This window comes from Mesorhizobium sp. Cs1299R1N3 (assembly GCF_037179625.1).
Lineage (GTDB): Bacteria > Pseudomonadota > Alphaproteobacteria > Rhizobiales > Rhizobiaceae > Mesorhizobium > Mesorhizobium salmacidum.
Window position 1 is genome coordinate 40357 of record NZ_JAPYKQ010000014.1, and the last position, 16024, is coordinate 56380.

16 protein-coding genes are annotated in these 16024 nt (G+C 64.3%); 9 read left to right on the forward strand and 7 right to left on the reverse strand.

Going from position 1 to position 16024, the window contains the following annotated elements; translation table 11 throughout:
• The first annotated feature begins 282 nt into the window (after positions 1-282).
• Genes kdpF through O7B34_RS24595 form a run of 7 tightly spaced genes read left to right on the forward strand, consistent with a single transcriptional unit; the run spans position 283 to position 8468 of the window.
• A complete protein-coding gene (gene kdpF / locus O7B34_RS24565) occupies positions 283-372 on the forward strand; it encodes a K(+)-transporting ATPase subunit F (protein ID WP_032919213.1) in 90 nt (29 codons plus the stop codon).
• A gap of 25 nt (positions 373-397) precedes the next feature.
• Positions 398-2101 (forward strand): potassium-transporting ATPase subunit KdpA, encoded by a 1704-nt coding sequence (kdpA, locus tag O7B34_RS24570; RefSeq protein ID WP_337148482.1) that lies wholly within the window; start codon positions 398-400, stop codon positions 2099-2101.
• A gap of 7 nt (positions 2102-2108) precedes the next feature.
• Positions 2109-2324, forward strand: a complete 216-nt coding sequence (locus O7B34_RS24575; RefSeq protein WP_337148483.1) for a hypothetical protein — start codon at positions 2109-2111, stop codon at positions 2322-2324.
• Complete coding sequence (gene kdpB, locus O7B34_RS24580; RefSeq protein WP_337148484.1) at positions 2321-4414, forward strand: potassium-transporting ATPase subunit KdpB; 2094 nt, start codon at positions 2321-2323, stop codon at positions 4412-4414. The genes O7B34_RS24575 and kdpB overlap by 4 nt, the downstream gene beginning before the upstream one ends.
• Positions 4415-4425: 11 nt before the next feature.
• Positions 4426-4989: a potassium-transporting ATPase subunit KdpC gene (kdpC, locus tag O7B34_RS24585; RefSeq protein ID WP_337148485.1), complete on the forward strand. Its 564-nt coding sequence runs from the start codon at positions 4426-4428 to the stop codon at positions 4987-4989.
• Positions 4990-5046: 57 nt separating this feature from the next.
• On the forward strand, positions 5047-7782 hold the full coding sequence (locus tag O7B34_RS24590) for a sensor histidine kinase KdpD (RefSeq protein WP_337148486.1): 2736 nt from the start codon (positions 5047-5049) through the stop codon (positions 7780-7782).
• A complete protein-coding gene (locus O7B34_RS24595; protein WP_140504348.1) occupies positions 7779-8468 on the forward strand; it encodes a response regulator transcription factor in 690 nt (229 codons plus the stop codon). The genes O7B34_RS24590 and O7B34_RS24595 overlap by 4 nt, the downstream gene beginning before the upstream one ends.
• A gap of 25 nt (positions 8469-8493) precedes the next feature.
• Here O7B34_RS24595 and O7B34_RS24600 read toward each other — a convergent pair whose 3' ends face one another.
• The 7 genes from O7B34_RS24600 to O7B34_RS24630 form a co-directional block, all read right to left on the reverse strand.
• Positions 8494-9930 carry an MFS transporter gene (locus O7B34_RS24600; protein WP_337148487.1) on the reverse strand — a complete coding sequence of 479 codons (1437 nt, stop codon included), beginning with the start codon at positions 9928-9930 and terminating at the stop codon, positions 8494-8496.
• Between the two features lie 336 nt (positions 9931-10266).
• Positions 10267-10743, reverse strand: coding sequence for a DUF992 domain-containing protein (locus O7B34_RS24605; RefSeq protein ID WP_027142989.1), 477 nt, complete (start codon positions 10741-10743; stop codon positions 10267-10269).
• A gap of 208 nt (positions 10744-10951) precedes the next feature.
• Complete coding sequence (locus O7B34_RS24610) at positions 10952-11794, reverse strand: tetratricopeptide repeat protein (protein ID WP_027142988.1); 843 nt, start codon at positions 11792-11794, stop codon at positions 10952-10954.
• Positions 11795-11935: 141 nt separating this feature from the next.
• Positions 11936-12202 carry a 30S ribosomal protein S21 gene (gene rpsU, locus O7B34_RS24615; protein WP_010911429.1) on the reverse strand — a complete coding sequence of 89 codons (267 nt, stop codon included), beginning with the start codon at positions 12200-12202 and terminating at the stop codon, positions 11936-11938.
• A 176-nt stretch (positions 12203-12378) separates the two neighbouring features.
• On the reverse strand, positions 12379-12765 hold the full coding sequence (locus O7B34_RS24620; protein ID WP_027142987.1) for an SET domain-containing protein: 387 nt from the start codon (positions 12763-12765) through the stop codon (positions 12379-12381).
• A gap of 127 nt (positions 12766-12892) precedes the next feature.
• Complete coding sequence (locus O7B34_RS24625; RefSeq protein ID WP_337148488.1) at positions 12893-13651, reverse strand: SDR family oxidoreductase; 759 nt, start codon at positions 13649-13651, stop codon at positions 12893-12895.
• A gap of 103 nt (positions 13652-13754) precedes the next feature.
• A complete protein-coding gene (locus tag O7B34_RS24630; protein WP_245262081.1) occupies positions 13755-14129 on the reverse strand; it encodes a DUF2568 domain-containing protein in 375 nt (124 codons plus the stop codon).
• Positions 14130-14338: 209 nt separating this feature from the next.
• On the opposite strand from O7B34_RS24630, the gene O7B34_RS24635 reads away from it, so the two are divergent.
• Together O7B34_RS24635 and O7B34_RS24640 are read left to right on the forward strand one after the other, a co-directional pair.
• Positions 14339-15592, forward strand: coding sequence for a sarcosine oxidase subunit beta (locus tag O7B34_RS24635; RefSeq protein ID WP_140504341.1), 1254 nt, complete (start codon positions 14339-14341; stop codon positions 15590-15592).
• On the forward strand, positions 15592-16014 hold the full coding sequence (locus O7B34_RS24640) for a hypothetical protein (RefSeq protein WP_337138765.1): 423 nt from the start codon (positions 15592-15594) through the stop codon (positions 16012-16014). The genes O7B34_RS24635 and O7B34_RS24640 overlap by 1 nt, the downstream gene beginning before the upstream one ends.
• Positions 16015-16024: the final 10 nt, after the last annotated feature.

Sequence of the window (16024 nt, forward strand, 5' to 3'; positions counted from 1 at the left end):
AACCTTTATAAAATTCCTATTTCTTTCCCATCCGTCCCGTCTCGAACCTTTATGGCGATCGGGTCCATATAACACGCCGACAGAAGCTTTGAATGCCGTCGCCATCGAGGCGACGAACAAGCGCGAGCCGTTTTTGGCCTGTTCGATTGTGGCCGAAAGACACGAGTGAAAGCAAGGAAGGCAATCATGGACGTCATTGTTCTCGGGATCGGGATTTTGTTCTTCGCTCTGTCCCTCGTCTACGTCAAAGCCTGCGACAGTATCTGAGCGGAGGGTCGAGTCATGCTTTTCGATTACATCCTCGGTGGTGGCGTGACCTTGTTCCTGCTCGCCTACCTCACCTACGCCCTCATTCGCCCAGAGCGTTTCTAATCCACCGGCGCACGGAAGCTACATCATGACCATGAACGGATGGATACAGATCCTCCTCTATTGCGGGATCCTCGTTTTGCTGGTGAAGCCGCTCGGCTTCTACATGCACCGCGTCTTCAAAGGTGATCGCACGCCGCTTTCGCCGATCTTCCGCCCGCTCGAACAGGGGCTCTACCGCATTTGCGGAACCAGCGAGCGCGAGGAACAGCACTGGGCCAGCTATGCGGTGGCGCTGCTGCTGTTCAACCTGGCAGGCTTCCTGGTGCTCTATGTGCTGCAGCGCCTGCAGGGCGGCCTGCCTTACAATCCGGCAGGCATGAGCGCGGTCGATCCGGCGCTCGCCTTCAATACCGCCGCCAGCTTCATGACCAATACCAACTGGCAGAACTACGGCGGCGAAAGCACGATGTCCTACCTCGTGCAGATGGCCGGCCTGACTGTCCAGAATTTCGTTTCGGCCGCCACAGGCATTGCCATTGCGATCGCGCTGATCCGAGGCTTTGCCCGCGCTTCCGGAAGATCGATCGGCAATTTCTGGGTCGATATGACGCGCGCCACGCTCTATGTGCTTTTGCCGCTCTGCGTCGTGCTTACCCTTGTCTATGTCTGGCTCGGCATGCCGCAGACGCTCGGGCCTTACGTCAACGCCACCACGCTGGAGGGCGCCAGGCAGACGATCGCGCTCGGCCCGGTCGCCTCGCAGGTCGCCATCAAGATGCTCGGCACCAATGGCGGCGGGTTCTTCAATGCCAACGCGGCACATCCATTCGAAAACCCCGATGCCATCTCCAACCTGATCCAGATGCTGTCGATCTTCGTCGTCGGCGCTGCCTTGACCAACGTCTTCGGCCGCATGGTCGGCAATCAGCGTCAGGGCTGGGCGATCCTGGCCGCCATGGGCGTGCTGTTCATCGCCGGCGTCGCCGTCTGCTATTGGGCGGAAGCGGCGGGCAATCCGCTGGTCCATGCGCTCGGCATCGACGGCGGTAACATGGAAGGCAAGGAGACCCGTTTCGGCATCGCGCTCTCGGCGCTGTTCGCGGTCATCACCACGGCGGCCTCCTGCGGCGCGGTCAACGCCATGCATGACAGTTTCACCGCGCTCGGCGGCATGATCCCGCTCATCAACATGCAGCTCGGCGAGGTCATCGTCGGCGGCGTCGGCGCCGGTTTCTATGGCATGCTGATGTTCATCCTGATCGCCGTCTTCGTCGCCGGCCTGATGGTCGGCCGAACGCCCGAATATCTCGGCAAGAAGATCGAGGCCAAGGAGGTCAAGATGGCGATGCTGGCCATCCTGTGCCTGCCGCTGGCGATGCTGGTCTTCACCGCCATCGCGGTGGTGCTGCCGAGCGCGGCCGCGTCGATCGCCAATGGCGGGCCGCACGGCTTTTCCGAAATCCTCTATGCCTACACCTCGGCGGCGGCCAATAATGGCTCGGCCTTCGGCGGCCTCGGCGGCAACACGCCCTGGTACAACATCACGCTCGGCATCGGCATGCTGATGGGCCGTTTCCTGGTCATCATCCCGGCGCTCGCCATCGCCGGCGGGCTGGCGGCGAAGAAGACGGTGCCCGCCTCGGCCGGCACCTTCCCGACCGACGGCCCGCTGTTCGTCGGGCTGCTGGTCGGCGTCATCGTCATCGTCGGCGGCCTGACCTTCTTCCCGGCGCTCGCCGTCGGACCTGTTGTCGAGCACCTGGCAACGATTCATGGACAGACATTCTGAGGCAGACATGTCCTGGTTCAGCAACAAGCGCCGCAATGTCAGGCATCGGGCCGATCCGGGGAAGGAGGGAATGCCGCCTCCTTTCCCGACCCTGTCGACATTTCTTGGGCTTGCCGCCGCCATGATCGCGCTCTGGCTGCTGGCCTACGGGCTTCCTCATCTTTTTCCGGCATCCGACCAATCGGTGCCGCACATCAATATTGAAACCGGATCTTCAAAATGAGCCAGTCAAGATCGGCCAGCATCATGGATGCCGGCATCCTGTGGCCCGCCATCGGCGGTGCCTTCCGCAAACTCGATCCGCGCACGCTGGCCCGCAATCCGGTGATGTTCGTCGTCGCCGTCGTGTCGGCGCTGACATCGGTGCTGTTCGTCAAGGATCTCGTCACCGGTGGCGGCGATCTGCGCTTCACGCTGCAGATCATCATCTGGCTGTGGTTCACGGTGCTGTTTGCCAATTTCGCCGAAGCCGTCGCCGAAGGGCGAGGCAAGGCGCAGGCGGATTCGCTGCGCAAGGCGCGCACCGAAACCCAGGCCAAGCTTTTGACAGGCGAGGATCGCACCAAGTTCAAGCTGGTGCCCGGCACCGGTTTGAAGGTCGGCGACATCGTACTAGTCGAGGCCGGCGACATCATCCCGTCCGACGGCGAGGTGGTGGAAGGCGTCGCCTCGGTCAACGAGGCGGCGATCACGGGCGAGTCCGCGCCGGTCATCCGCGAATCCGGCGGCGATCGCTCGGCGGTCACCGGCGGCACGCAGGTGCTCTCCGACTGGATCCGCGTGCGCATCACCGCCGCCGCCGGCCATACTTTCCTCGATCGCATGATCTCGCTGGTCGAAGGCGCCGAGCGCCAGAAGACGCCGAACGAAATCGCGCTCAACATCCTGCTCGTCGGCATGACGCTGATCTTCGTGCTGGCCACCGCCACCATCCCGAGCTTTGCCTCCTACTCAGGCGGCTATATCTCGGTGACCGTGCTCGTCGCGCTGTTCGTGACCCTTATCCCGACCACGATCGGCGCGCTGCTGTCGGCCATCGGCATTGCCGGCATGGACCGCCTGGTGCGCTTCAACGTGCTGGCCATGTCGGGCCGCGCCGTCGAAGCCGCCGGCGACGTCGACACGCTGCTGCTCGACAAGACCGGCACCATCACGCTCGGCAATCGCCAGGCGACCGAGTTCCGCCCGGTCAAGGGCGTCAGCGAGCAGGAACTGGCCGACGCGGCACAGCTTGCCTCGCTCGCCGACGAGACGCCGGAAGGCCGCTCGATCGTGGTGCTGGCCAAGGAGAAATATGCCATCCGTGCCCGCGACATGGCGACATTGCACGCCACGTTCGTGCCCTTCACGGCACAGACCCGCATGAGCGGCGTCGACGTAGACGGCTCTTCGGTGCGCAAGGGCGCGGTCGATTCGATCCTGACCTATGTCAGCCAGCCGACATCAGCCACGCATGGCACACGGCCCGGAAGCGATACCGTACGCGACCTGCAGGCGATCGCTGACGAGATCGCCAAATCGGGCGGCACGCCGCTGGCGGTCGAGAGGGACGGGCGGCTGCTCGGCGTCGTCCACCTCAAGGACATCGTCAAGGGCGGCATCCGCGAGCGCTTCGCCGAATTGCGCAGCATGGGCATCCGCACGGTGATGATCACCGGCGACAATCCGATGACAGCGGCAGCCATCGCGGCGGAAGCCGGCGTCGACGACTTCCTCGCCCAGGCAACGCCCGAGGACAAGCTGAAGCTGATCCGCGACGAGCAGGCCAAGGGCAAGCTGGTCGCCATGTGCGGCGACGGCACCAACGACGCGCCAGCCCTTGCGCAGGCCGATGTCGGCGTGGCCATGAACACCGGCACGGTCGCCGCCCGCGAGGCCGGCAACATGGTCGACCTCGACAGCGATCCGACCAAGCTCATCGAGATCGTCGAGATCGGCAAGGCGCTGTTGATGACGCGCGGATCGCTGACCACCTTCTCGATCGCCAATGACGTCGCCAAGTATTTTGCCATCATTCCGGCCATGTTCGCCGTCTTCTACGTCGCGCCAGGCCAGGCCACCGGCCCGTTGCAGGCGCTCAACATCATGCACCTTGCGACACCGCAGAGCGCCATCCTGTCGGCCATCATCTTCAACGCGCTGATCATCATCGCGCTGATCCCGCTGTCGTTGCGCGGCGTGAAGTACCGGGCGATCGGCGCCGGTGCGCTGCTCAGCCGCAACCTTCTCGTCTACGGCCTCGGCGGCATCGTCGTGCCGTTCGTCGGCATCAAGATAATCGACATGGCCGTCACGGCCCTCGGCCTTGCATAAGGATCATTCCGATGCTCAAGCAAATCAGACCCGCGATCATCATGATCGCCTTCTTCACCGTGCTGACCGGGCTCATCTATCCCTTGGGCATGACTGGCATCGCGCAGGCGCTGTTCCCGCGCCAGGCCAATGGCAGCCTGATCGAGAAGGACGGCAAGGTGATCGGCTCCGAACTGATCGGCCAGGCCTTCGCCAGCGACAAGTATTTTCACGGACGGCCTTCGGCGGCGGGCAATGGCTATGATGCCGGCGCCTCGGGCGGCTCCAACCTCGGCCCGACCAATCCGAAATTGATCGAGCGCATCAAGGACGATGCCGGGAAGCTGAAGGCGGAAAATCCGAATGCGCCGGTGCCGATGGACCTGGTGACCACATCCGGCAGCGGCCTTGATCCGCAGATCAGCCCCGAGGCCGCTTATTTCCAGGTTCCGCGCGTGGCCAAGGCAAGGGGCGTCGACGAAGCCAAGGTCAAGGCGCTCGTCGACAGCCAGGTCGTGGACCGGGAGTTGGGCGTGCTCGGCGAGCCGGCGGTCAATGTGCTGGCTCTCAACCTGGCGCTGGATGCCGCGAAATAGGTGATGGCCGGCGCCGGGGATCGACACGGTCCCCGGCGCCATTCATGATCGGACCCGATGCCGGACAACAGAAGCTACGTCGAAAACAGACCATCTCCCGACGCGCTGCTAGAGCATGCCGGGCGGGAAGGGCGCGGCCGTCTGCGCATATTCCTGGGCGCGGCACCGGGTGTCGGCAAGACTTACGAGATGCTGATGTCGGGCCGTGCCAGGCTGGCCGACGGTGTCGACGTGGTGATCGGCGTGGTCGAGACGCATGGCCGCAAGGAAACCCGGGCCCTGGTCGAGGGGTATGAAGTCATTGCCCGCCGCAAGGTCGATTACAGGGGGCGTGTCCTCGACGAGATGGATATCGATGCCATCCTTGCCCGGCGTCCGGCGCTGGTCCTGGTCGACGAACTCGCCCACACCAACGCGCCCGGTAGCCGCCACCCCAAGCGCTATCTCGACGTCCAGGAAATCCTGGCGCGGGGCATCGACGTCTATACGACGCTCAACGTCCAGCATGTCGAAAGCCTGAACGACGTCGTCGCCCAGATCACGCGGGTCAGGGTGCGCGAGACGGTGCCCGATTCCATCATCGACCAGGCCGACGATGTCGAAATCATCGATCTGACGCCCGACGACCTGATCAAGCGGCTGGAGGAGGGGAAGGTCTATTTCCCCAACACGGCGCAGCGTGCCGTCGAGAACTATTTTTCGCCGGGCAATCTGACCGCGTTGCGGGAATTGGCGCTGCGGCGTACCGCTCAGCGCGTCGACGAGCAGTTGCTCAACCACATGCAGTCCCACGCCATCCAGGGACCGTGGGCTGCCGGGGAACGGGTTCTCGTCTGCGTCGATGCGCGTCCGGGCGGGGCAGCCCGCATTCGCTACGCACGCAGGCTGGCCGACAGGCTTCGTGCGCCATGGACGGCACTTCATGTCGATACGCCTCGCTCGGCCGGCATGTCCGAGGACGACAAGGACAGGCTCGCCACACTCCTGCGCCTGGCCGAGCAGCTCGGCGCCGAGGTGACGACCATTCCGGGCCAGAGCGTGGCGCAGGACATCGTTCGCCATGCGACGGCGAACAATTTCACCCACATCGTGGTCGGCAGGCCGACCCGGTCGCGCTGGCGGGAACTGATCGAGGGATCGCTCACCTATGATCTGATCCGCAATGCCGGCGACATCAGCGTCCATGTCATCTCCGGAACGGAGCGGGACACCGAGACGCCTTCCAGGAGAGTGAGCGCGGCAGCCGAGCAGAGGCAGTTTCAGGCCAAGCCGTATTTGCTCGCCACGGCTTACGTTGCCGGATCATTGGCCGTCAGCACTGTTCTCGACCAGTTCCTCGACGTTCGCAACCTGGCGATCGTCTTCCTGCTCTCCGTGCTGACATCGGCGGTGGCCGGTGGTCTCTGGCCGGCGCTTTACGCCTGTTTCCTCAGTGTCCTTGCCTTCAACTATTTTTTCCTCGAGCCGCGCTACACGCTGACGATCCGGGATCCCGAGAGCATCGTCGCGATTGCCGTCTTCGTCGCCGTTGCCGTCATCGCCAGCAACCTGACGGCGCGCGTCCAGCGTCAGGCCGCCGCCGCCCGCTCACGGGCGCGGGCAACCGAGGACATCTATCTGTTCTCCAAGAAGCTCGCCGGCGCCGGCACGCTCGATGACGTGCTCTGGGCCACCGCCTTCCAGATCGCCTCGATGCTGAAGCTGCGCGTGGTGCTGCTGCTGCCGGAAGACGGCGCCATCACCGTCAAGGCAGGCTATCCGCCCGACGACACGCTGGCCGAGGCCGACATCGCCGCCGCCCGCTGGGCCTGGGAGCATAACCGCGCCGCCGGACGCGGCGCCGACACGCTGCCCGGTGCCAAGCGCCTCTATCTTCCCTTGCGCACGGGACGCACGGCAATCGGCGTCGTCGGTCTCGACAATGACAAGCAGGGCCCGCTTTTGACGCCCGAGCAGCAGCGGCTGCTCGACGCGCTGGCAGACCAGGCGGCGGTGGCGATCGAACGCGTCCAGCTCGTCGCCGATGTCGACCGCGCCAAGCTCGCCGCCGAAGCCGACCGGCTGCGCTCGGCGCTGCTGACCTCGATTTCGCATGACCTGAAGACGCCGCTCGCGGCTATCATGGGGGCGGCAGGCACACTCAAGGAGTTCGCCCCCGACCTGCCCGAGCAGGACAGGGCGGAGCTTCTGTCGACGGTGATCGACGAATCGGAACGGCTGAACCGCTTCATCGCCAATCTGCTCGACATGACTAAGATCGAGTCCGGTGCGATGGAGCCGAACTACGCCCTTCACTATCTTGGAGATATCGTCGGTACGGCACTCGACCGAGCCCGCAAGATCGCCAGTGAACACAAGATCGAGGTCGATATTCCGCCCGACCTGCCGATGCTGAAGCTCGATCCCGTGTTGTTCGAGCAGGTGCTGTTCAACCTTCTAGACAATGCGTCGAAATATTCGCCGCCGGGCTCGGCGATCCGCGTCCAGGCTTGGGCCGACAATGGCTCTGGCATCGTGCAGATCATGGATGAGGGGCCGGGCATTCCGGCGCAGGACCTGGAACGCGTGTTCGACACCTTCTACCGGGTGCGCAAGGGCGATCAGGTGCGCGCCGGCACTGGGCTCGGCCTGTCGATCTGCCGTGGCTTCGTCGAGGCGATGGGCGGCACGATCGCGGCCGCCAACCGGACCGACCGCCCCGGTGCCGCCTTCACCATCAGGATGCCGGTGCCGGCGCAAGCGCGCGGTGTCGGCAACCACGGCGACGAACCCGGCGTGGACCAGCCCCGATGACCAATTCGAATGTCAGGATACTGGTTGTCGATGACGAGCCGCCGATCCGCAAGCTGCTGCGGGTCGGCCTTGCCAGCCAAGGCTACGGGGTCAGCGAGGCGCCGAACGCCAAGGTGGCGATCGAGCTGATGGAACAGGAAAAGCCCGACCTGGTGTTGCTCGATCTCGGCCTGCCCGGCATAGGGGGCCATGACCTGCTGCGCAAATGGCGTGACGAGGGCGTCGACATTCCCGTCGTCATCCTCTCCAGCCGCACCGACGAGGCCGGCATCGTCAGCGCGCTCGAACTCGGCGCCGACGATTATGTCACCAAGCCGTTCGGAATGAACGAACTGGTGGCGCGCATCCGCGTTGCGCTGCGCCACAAGTTCCAGCAACAAGGCGAAAAGCCGGTTTTCCAGAGCGGCGACCTCAGCGTCGATCTGGTCAAGCGCATCGTCAAGGTCGAGGACAGGGAGGTGAAGCTCTCGCCGAAGGAGTACGACATACTGCGCATCCTGGTGCAGCATGCCGGCAAGGTGCTGACCCACCACTTCATCCTGAAGCAGATCTGGGACGATTCGACAGACGTGCAGTATCTCAGGGTCTATGTGCGCCAGCTCAGGCAGAAGATCGAAAAAACCCCCGACCAGCCGCGCTACATCACCACCGAGACCGGTGTCGGCTACCGCCTGCGTGTCGAGTGAATTAGCCGTCCGGTAGAAACCTGCGTCAGCCGATGGCTGCGAGCGGCCGGTTTGCCGCCGCCGATATCCGCAAGGCGGCGAGGCAGCCGAGAATGCCGAGCGGCACGAAGGCAAGGAACAGCCAACTCGCGACACCGGCGGCCGCGTCATGGTTCAGGCCTTGCGAAAAACCGCTGGCATTGGCGACAATGCCGGCAAGGGCGGCGCCCACGGCGTAGCCGATGCGCTGCATGGTCGGCACCGCGGCCGAGGCGATGGTCTGTTCGTCGTCCGGGGCGGAGGCGACGATGACGCGGGTCAGGAACGGCCAGGCGATGCCGAAACCGCCGCCCTGCAGCAGGGCGCAGACCAGGATCAGCGGGATCGAGCCCAGCGGTATCGTGTAGGCGAAGCCGGCGATGCCCGCCGCGATCATCAGTGCGCCGCAGACGATGATCAGCCTTTCGCGCCGTGGCGGCGCGTTGGCGACGAGGATCGACAGGATCGACCAGGCGATCGATTCGGCGGCGATGATGTAGCCGGTGGTCAGCAGCGGAATGTCGTGCAGGCTGGTCAGCAGCAGCGGCCCGTAGACGCCGAAGGAGCAGGTCGCGATGGAAAAGGCGGCGACCATGGTCATGCCGGCGCCGACGGGCGTGCGCCACGAGAACAGCCGCGCCGGGAAAAGCCGGGAGCGCGGCTTCAGCGCATCGATGTAGAAGAACAGCGCGAGACCTGCCAGCCCCAGCACGATCAGCAGCGAGGAACGCAGCAGGGCGATGTCGACGCCGGCCGAGGCGATCAGCACCACGGCAATGGCAAGGCAGCCAAGCGCCATGAACGGAAAAGGCGGCGCCTTGCCGGCGCTCGTGCTGGGTCTTGTCGCTTCCGGCGTGTCGAGCACGAGGAAGCTTGCCAGCGCCATGGCGGTGCCGCCGAGGGTGAAGACGCCGAAGGCCCAGCGCCACGACAGCAATTCGGTCATAACAGCGCCGAGGAGCGGGCCGCTGAACGCCGCGACGCCCCAGATCGCCGACATGATGCCGAAAAGCTGCGGCCAGATGGCACGCGAAAACAGCCGTTCGACCGAGACGAAGGCGAGCGACACCAGCGCGCCACCGCCCAGCCCCTCGATCAGACGGCCGGCCAGGAAAAGTTGCATGGAAGGCGAGGTGGCGCAGATCAGCGCCCCGGCGGCGTAAAGCAGGGCGGCGACCACCATGTTGGTGCGCAGCGCCACATAGCTCACCAGCCGTCCCGCCGCGGCACCGGCGACGATGGCGCCGAGTTCGTGGATCGCCAGCGACCAGCCGACGAGCTGCACGCCGGCCAGTTCGCCGACCATGGCCGGCATGACGGTCGCCACCATCGTCTCATTGGTGGCATGAAGCAGGATGCCGAGGCTGATGAAGCAGAAGCGCGCCAGGTCGCCGCTTGCCCACAATGCGCGCCAGTCGACCCTGTTTGTGCTGATCTCGGTCATGTCCATCCCTGCTTTGCATATCTTGATGCAGCCGCACGGCACCAGAAGCCAGCGCGAGGCTTCCGGCAGGACCATGCGCGCCGCGTCGAGACGCTGTTTTGCTCGGGACGGGTTTGTAGAACCTCAACCTCGGTTGAGCTCAAGCGGTTTTTTCGAGATATGTTTGGGCCAGCGTCGTCCTGGATGCACCGCTTGCCGGCAAGCATGATTTGCAATCATGGCAGCGGCGGGAGCTGTCCTCGGTATGGCGTCCCCCCAAAAAACAAACGGCGCGGAACCATCCTATCCGGTTCCGCGCCGCAGAGTGAAGGGTCTGGAGCCGAGGCCCCAAACCGCTTATTTGAGCGAGTGGATCAGCTCCAGCGAAGTCACCGCCACGGCGAGATTGACGCCGGTCTGCGCCTGGACGCTGAGCGGCTCCAGCATGAAGGCGCTGTCGAAGCCACCGACCAGCAGGTTGGCGCCGCCACCGGTCACGACGCTCGCCTCGGCGTTGACGCCGTAGTAGCTGCCGGCAAGGTCGCCCGCGTCACGGTCACGGGTCGCGGCAAAAACCGCCCAGATGAGCTGGCCCTGGTGCGTCTTGCCGACATCGACACCGAGCTTCGAGATGACGCCTGTATAAATTTCCGACGGCCCGTGATGATGGGGCCGGAAGACGCAGGACACGCCCTTGTTGGACGTCACGATATAGCCGGTGCCGCCATCGATGGTGCAGTCGAGCGTGCCGAGTTGCAGCCTGCCGGCGCTGGCCGGGGCGGCAGCGAAAACGGTCGTTGCAAGAGCAGCGGCGCAGACGAGTTTCTTGATCATGGGGAGGGTCCTTTCGCAATCAGTCTTCAGTAACGTCTCGAGCGCCGCGACCGTTCCGCCGAAAACTTGGCGCGAACAAGGCGAGGGTTAACGGCTTGTCGCGGGGGTTAACACAGGGTTGCCGGACTGACGGCGATCCGCCGCGCCGCGTGTCCTTTCGGACGCACGATGCAGTGGGGCGCTTGGCGCGGGCCTGCGGGAGCCGATGTCAGCTGACGCGGGCGAGGCCGTCCTTGGCCGGCTGGTAGGTGGGGTTGAGGCGCACGGCCTCGCGATAGGCCTTCGCCGCCTTTGCCTTGTCGCCGCGCCGTTCGTAGATCAGCGCCTGGTTGGCCCAGGCCTCGGCGTTCTGGCCGTCGAGCTTGATCGCCATGTTGAAGTCGGAGAAGGCGTTGTCCTCGTCGCCGGTCGCAAGATAGGAGAGGCCACGGCCGTTGTAGGGCTCGGCGGCGTCAGGGGCCAGCGAGATGGCGGTCGAGAAGTCCTCGATGGCGAATTTGTGCTGGCCCTGGCTCTGATAGATCAGGCCGCGATTGTGGTAGGCGCGGGCATCCGTCGTGTCGAGCTGGATCGCCTTCTGGAAGTCGGTGAAGGCATCCTGGGTGCGGCCCGCCTTGCGATAGAGATTGCCGCGGCCGATATAGGCGGCGTCGTAATTGCCGTTGATCTGGATCGAGCGATTGTAGTCCGCGAGTGCGGCTTCCTGGTTGCCGAGGAAGCGCTGGATGAGGGCCCGGTTCGAATAGGCCTGGTAGAAATTCGGGTTGAGCTGGATGGCCTGGTTGAAGTCCTTGAGCGCCTGCTGGTACTGGCCGCCGCGGCCATAGGCCGAACCGCGCACATTGTAGCCTTCAGGATCCTGGGGATTGCGCTGGATGACCGCCGACAGCGAGGAGATGTTCTCGCTCGACCCTTGCGCCTTGTCGATGTTGTTGAACTCGCCGGCCGGGCCCGACGTCTGGCAGCCGGCAAGCACCAGTCCGGAAAGCAGGGCCGCTGTCAGGGCGAAACCACGCAATGCGGTCCCGCGCTCCACGCTTGTTGCGTTCATGTCTGCCCTGTCCTCACTTGCGCCGTCGTTCAGGTCCGGTTCCCCCCTCCGGGCCGGGTCACAATCAAAATAAAAGGGTGGCGGCGATTCCGCATCGCGCCACCCTGGTATCCTTCGAAAAGGACGAAATATTGGCGATAATCAGCGCGGCGGACGCGCTGCACCGGCGGCACCGCCAGCAGCAACCGGACGCGGGGTCATCGGCAGCAGGCCTTCGCGCTGTGCGCGCTTGCGGGCCAGCTTGCGGGCGCGGCGAACGGCTTCGGCCTTTTCACGGGCGCGCTTCTCGGAAGGCTTCTCGTAGTGGCCGCGCATCTTCATTTCGCGGAAAATGCCTTCGCGCTGCATCTTCTTCTTCAGCGCGCGAAGCGCCTGATCAACGTTATTGTCGCGGACGAGTACCTGCACGGGCAATCCTGTCTTTCGGGTTTGATATCAACAGGCAAGCAGCCATAGCCACAAGCCTCCGCGGCGCTCGACACCACGAATTGTGGCGGCTGATATCAGAATCAAGCCTCGCTGTCCACAGTCGAAATGACGGACGACAGCCAAATTGCCACGGTCGCCTGGAGATAGGGTGCCTGTTACGCCGTGGCCAGGTGCAGCCGCTCGAAATCCTCGAAGAACTCACCGTAGTCGCAGGTGATCTCCTCGCCGACGGCGATATCCCGGGTCGCGGTGGCGCCGCCATATTGCGAAAAATCGGTGTTCGGGGTCGCCGAATGGTTCATGAAGCGGCCATTGTCGACCTCATAGACGATGAAACCGGGCTTGTCCGGGCTCGGATAGGCATAACGGTCGAGCAATTCCTTCAGGGGTTGCGGCGCCGTCTCGTATTTGTCCATCGGGATCAGCCGATCGAAATCCGGATCCAGGCGCCAGATCGAGGCGCCCTTCCGGATGGGCTCGGCGGCGAACATTCCGACGCCTTCGATTGCACTCTGGGCGACATAGGTTCGGATCAGCATCATGGTTCCAGGACCCGTCTTGGCAAGAAGACCCGTTTAGATAGAAACGGAATCGCCAAATCGCGCCGAAAAAGCAAGACCGGCGGCCTGCGTCACAACGACGAACAGGCCTGTCCCCGCAAAAAATCCTTCACGTCCGGTTGATCGACACGCCGCCATCCGCAAACAGCGCGGTTCCCGTGGTGAAGCTCGAGGCGTCGGAGGCGAGGTAAAGCGCGGAGCGGGCGATCTCTTGCGGCTGTGCCATGCGCTTCAGGGCGTGGAGGCCCTCGACGAAGGCGCGAGCCTCAGGCGTGGTCGTCGTCGCGCCTGGCGTGTCGGTCCCGCCGGGAAGCAGCGCGTTGACGCGCAGCCCCTTCGGTCCGTATTCGGCGGCCAGCACCTGCGTCAATCCGATCAGGCCGGCCTTGGCCGCGGCGTAGGCGGCCATGCCCGGCATGCCGGCTGTGTAACCGACAAAGCTCGACGTGAAGATCAGCGAGCCGCCGCCGTGCTCGAGCATGGCCGGTATCTGATACTTCGCACCGAGAAAGGCGCTGGTCAGATTGGTGTCCATCGTCCCATGCCATGTCTGTGCCGACATGTCGGGGACAGGACCCATCGGTCCGACGGAGCCGGCATTGTTCAACGCGATGTCGAGTCCACCGAAGCTGCCGACCGCCAGTTCGACGAGAGCTTTCGCGTAGGTCTCGTCGGTGACATCCCCCGCGAGAGCGACGGCCGTGCCGCCGGCATCCTCGATTTCAACGGTGAGTGCATCAAGCTCCGCTTGGCGGCGAGCGGAAATGACCAGCTTGGCGCCTTCCTCCGCGAACAGTTTGGCGGTGGCGCGGCCGATGCCGGAACTGGCACCGGTGACGATGGCGATCTTGTTGGCGAGTGCGAGCATGTCTGGCATCCTTGTCCTTCGCGCCAGCTTTGCCGGCGACCGGATGCTTGGTCGCAGGTCGGCGGTGCGAGAGCCACCCGAAAGCCGCAGAGGCTCGCACCAACTATTGCCGCAGCAGCCAAGCCAATCGGTCCAGCGAGAACGCGTAGCTGATGACGATCAGCACGGCCATGATGGTGCCCGTGGCGGCATGGCCCGCCACATGGAAACCCGCCGCGCCGCCGAACAGGACGACGAATTCCAGCGCCAGCCTGACAGCGCCGGGCACCGGTACCGGTGCATTCCCTGAACGGCTCGGATCGCCGGGCACGGCAAAAATCCCCCACAACGCTGCAGCGATGAGTGGCAAGGCAAGGGCCAGGATCCAGTGCCACCAGCCCTCGAAAAGGCTCCAGCCTGCCATGCCGAGGCCAAGCAAGGCCGCCAGCTCCAGCAGGAAGCGCAATGTGAGATTCCACCAGGCGTTGCCCACCATCATCCTCCGAATCCCCGACGCCGGGAAGTGTGACTGAAGCCAATCATCGGGGCCAGACCGGATACCTCTTTTTCAGCACGGCGCAAAACGGCAAGCGCCGTCGCAAACAGCGCAAGGATGGCAGCGCCGTTTCGCTAGTGATACACCTCGCGCGCTGGGCCGAAGGAAGGCCCGGCTGCAATCCGCGAGACCTTTTGGCGCGAGGCTGGACCGTGAAGAAATACTCTGTATTCGCCATCGCCCGCGAGGCCATGCGCGGCCACAAGGGCTGGGAGGAACAATGGTCCTCGCCTGAGCCCAGGAAGGAATACGACGTCATCATCGTCGGCGCCGGCGGTCATGGATTGGCGACGGCCTATTATCTCGCCACCGTGCACGGCATCACCAACGTCGCGGTGCTGGAAAAGGGCTGGCTGGGCGGCGGCAATACCGGCCGCAACACCACCATCATCCGATCCAACTATCTCTATGACGAGAGCGCAGGGATTTACGACCATGCGCTGAAGCTGTGGGACGGGCTCTCCCAGGAGCTCAACTACAACGTCATGTATTCGGCGCGCGGCGTCATGATGCTCGCCCACAATGTGCACGACATCCAGGTGCTGAAGCGCCATGTCCATGCCAACCGGCTGAACGGCATCGACAATGAATGGCTGACGCCGGAGCAGGCCAAGGAATTCTGTCCGCCGCTCAATACCTCGAAAGACGCGCGCTATCCGGTCGTCGGGGCTGCCCTGCAGCGCCGCGGCGGCACGGCGCGCCATGACGCGGTCGCCTGGGGCTATGCGCGCGGCGCTTCGGCGCGCGGCGTCCACATCATCCAGAACTGCGAGGTCACCGGCGTCAAGCGGGCTGCCAACGGCGCGGTCACAGGCGTCGACACGACGCGCGGTTTCATCGGCGCCAAGAAGGTCGGCGTCGTCGCGGCCGGCCATTCCTCGGTCATCATGAACATGGCCGGCGTGCGCATGCCGCTGGAGAGCTATCCGCTGCAGGCGCTGGTATCGGAGCCGGTCAAGCCGGTCGTGCCTTGCGTTGTGATGTCGAACACGGTGCACGCCTATATCTCGCAGTCCGACAAGGGCGAACTGGTGATCGGCGCCGGCACCGACCAGTATGTTTCCTATTCGCAGACCGGCGGGCTTCACATTCTTCAGCATACGCTGGATGCCATCTGCGAAATGTTCCCGATCTTCACGCGCATGAAGATGCTGCGTTCGTGGGGCGGCATCGTCGACGTGACGCCCGACCGCTCGCCGATCCTGGCCAAGACGCCGGTGCCCGGCCTCTACGTCAATTGCGGCTGGGGCACGGGCGGCTTCAAGGCGACACCTGGCTCGGGCCATGTTTTCGCCCACACCATAGCCAAGGACGATCCGCATCCGATCAACGCGCCCTTCACCATCGAACGCTTCCGCACCGGCCGCCTCATCGACGAGGCAGCGGCGGCGGCGGTGGCGCACTGATGATGGCCGAAGTGGCAGTCGCGATGCCGCTGATGCTGGCGGGGGAACAAGGCATGTTCCATGTTCCCACGGCGCAGGAGGTGCGGCTACAGCCGATCAGCCGTGCCGGAAACGAGGCCGGCTGGCCGTTTTCCGTCGACGAGGGAATGCTCGCCTGCGTCTGGAGTGTCGGCCAGAAAGTGGTGATGTTCTTCGAGGGCAGGCCGCATGGGCTGGATGAGGACGAGGATTTCCAACCGCGTGGCGTCATCGTTACGACCGATCCGATGCAGCTGACGCTCGGCAACATGGCCAACCGCGATCTCTTCAGTGCGGCGACGAGCGTCGAGGAGCGGCTGCGACTCGTCGCTCCCTTCATGACCATGGGCCAGAAGCTTTGCGACCAACCCCCCGGCGCGCGCGTCGGCCACGGCGAATTGTAGGAACAAACAC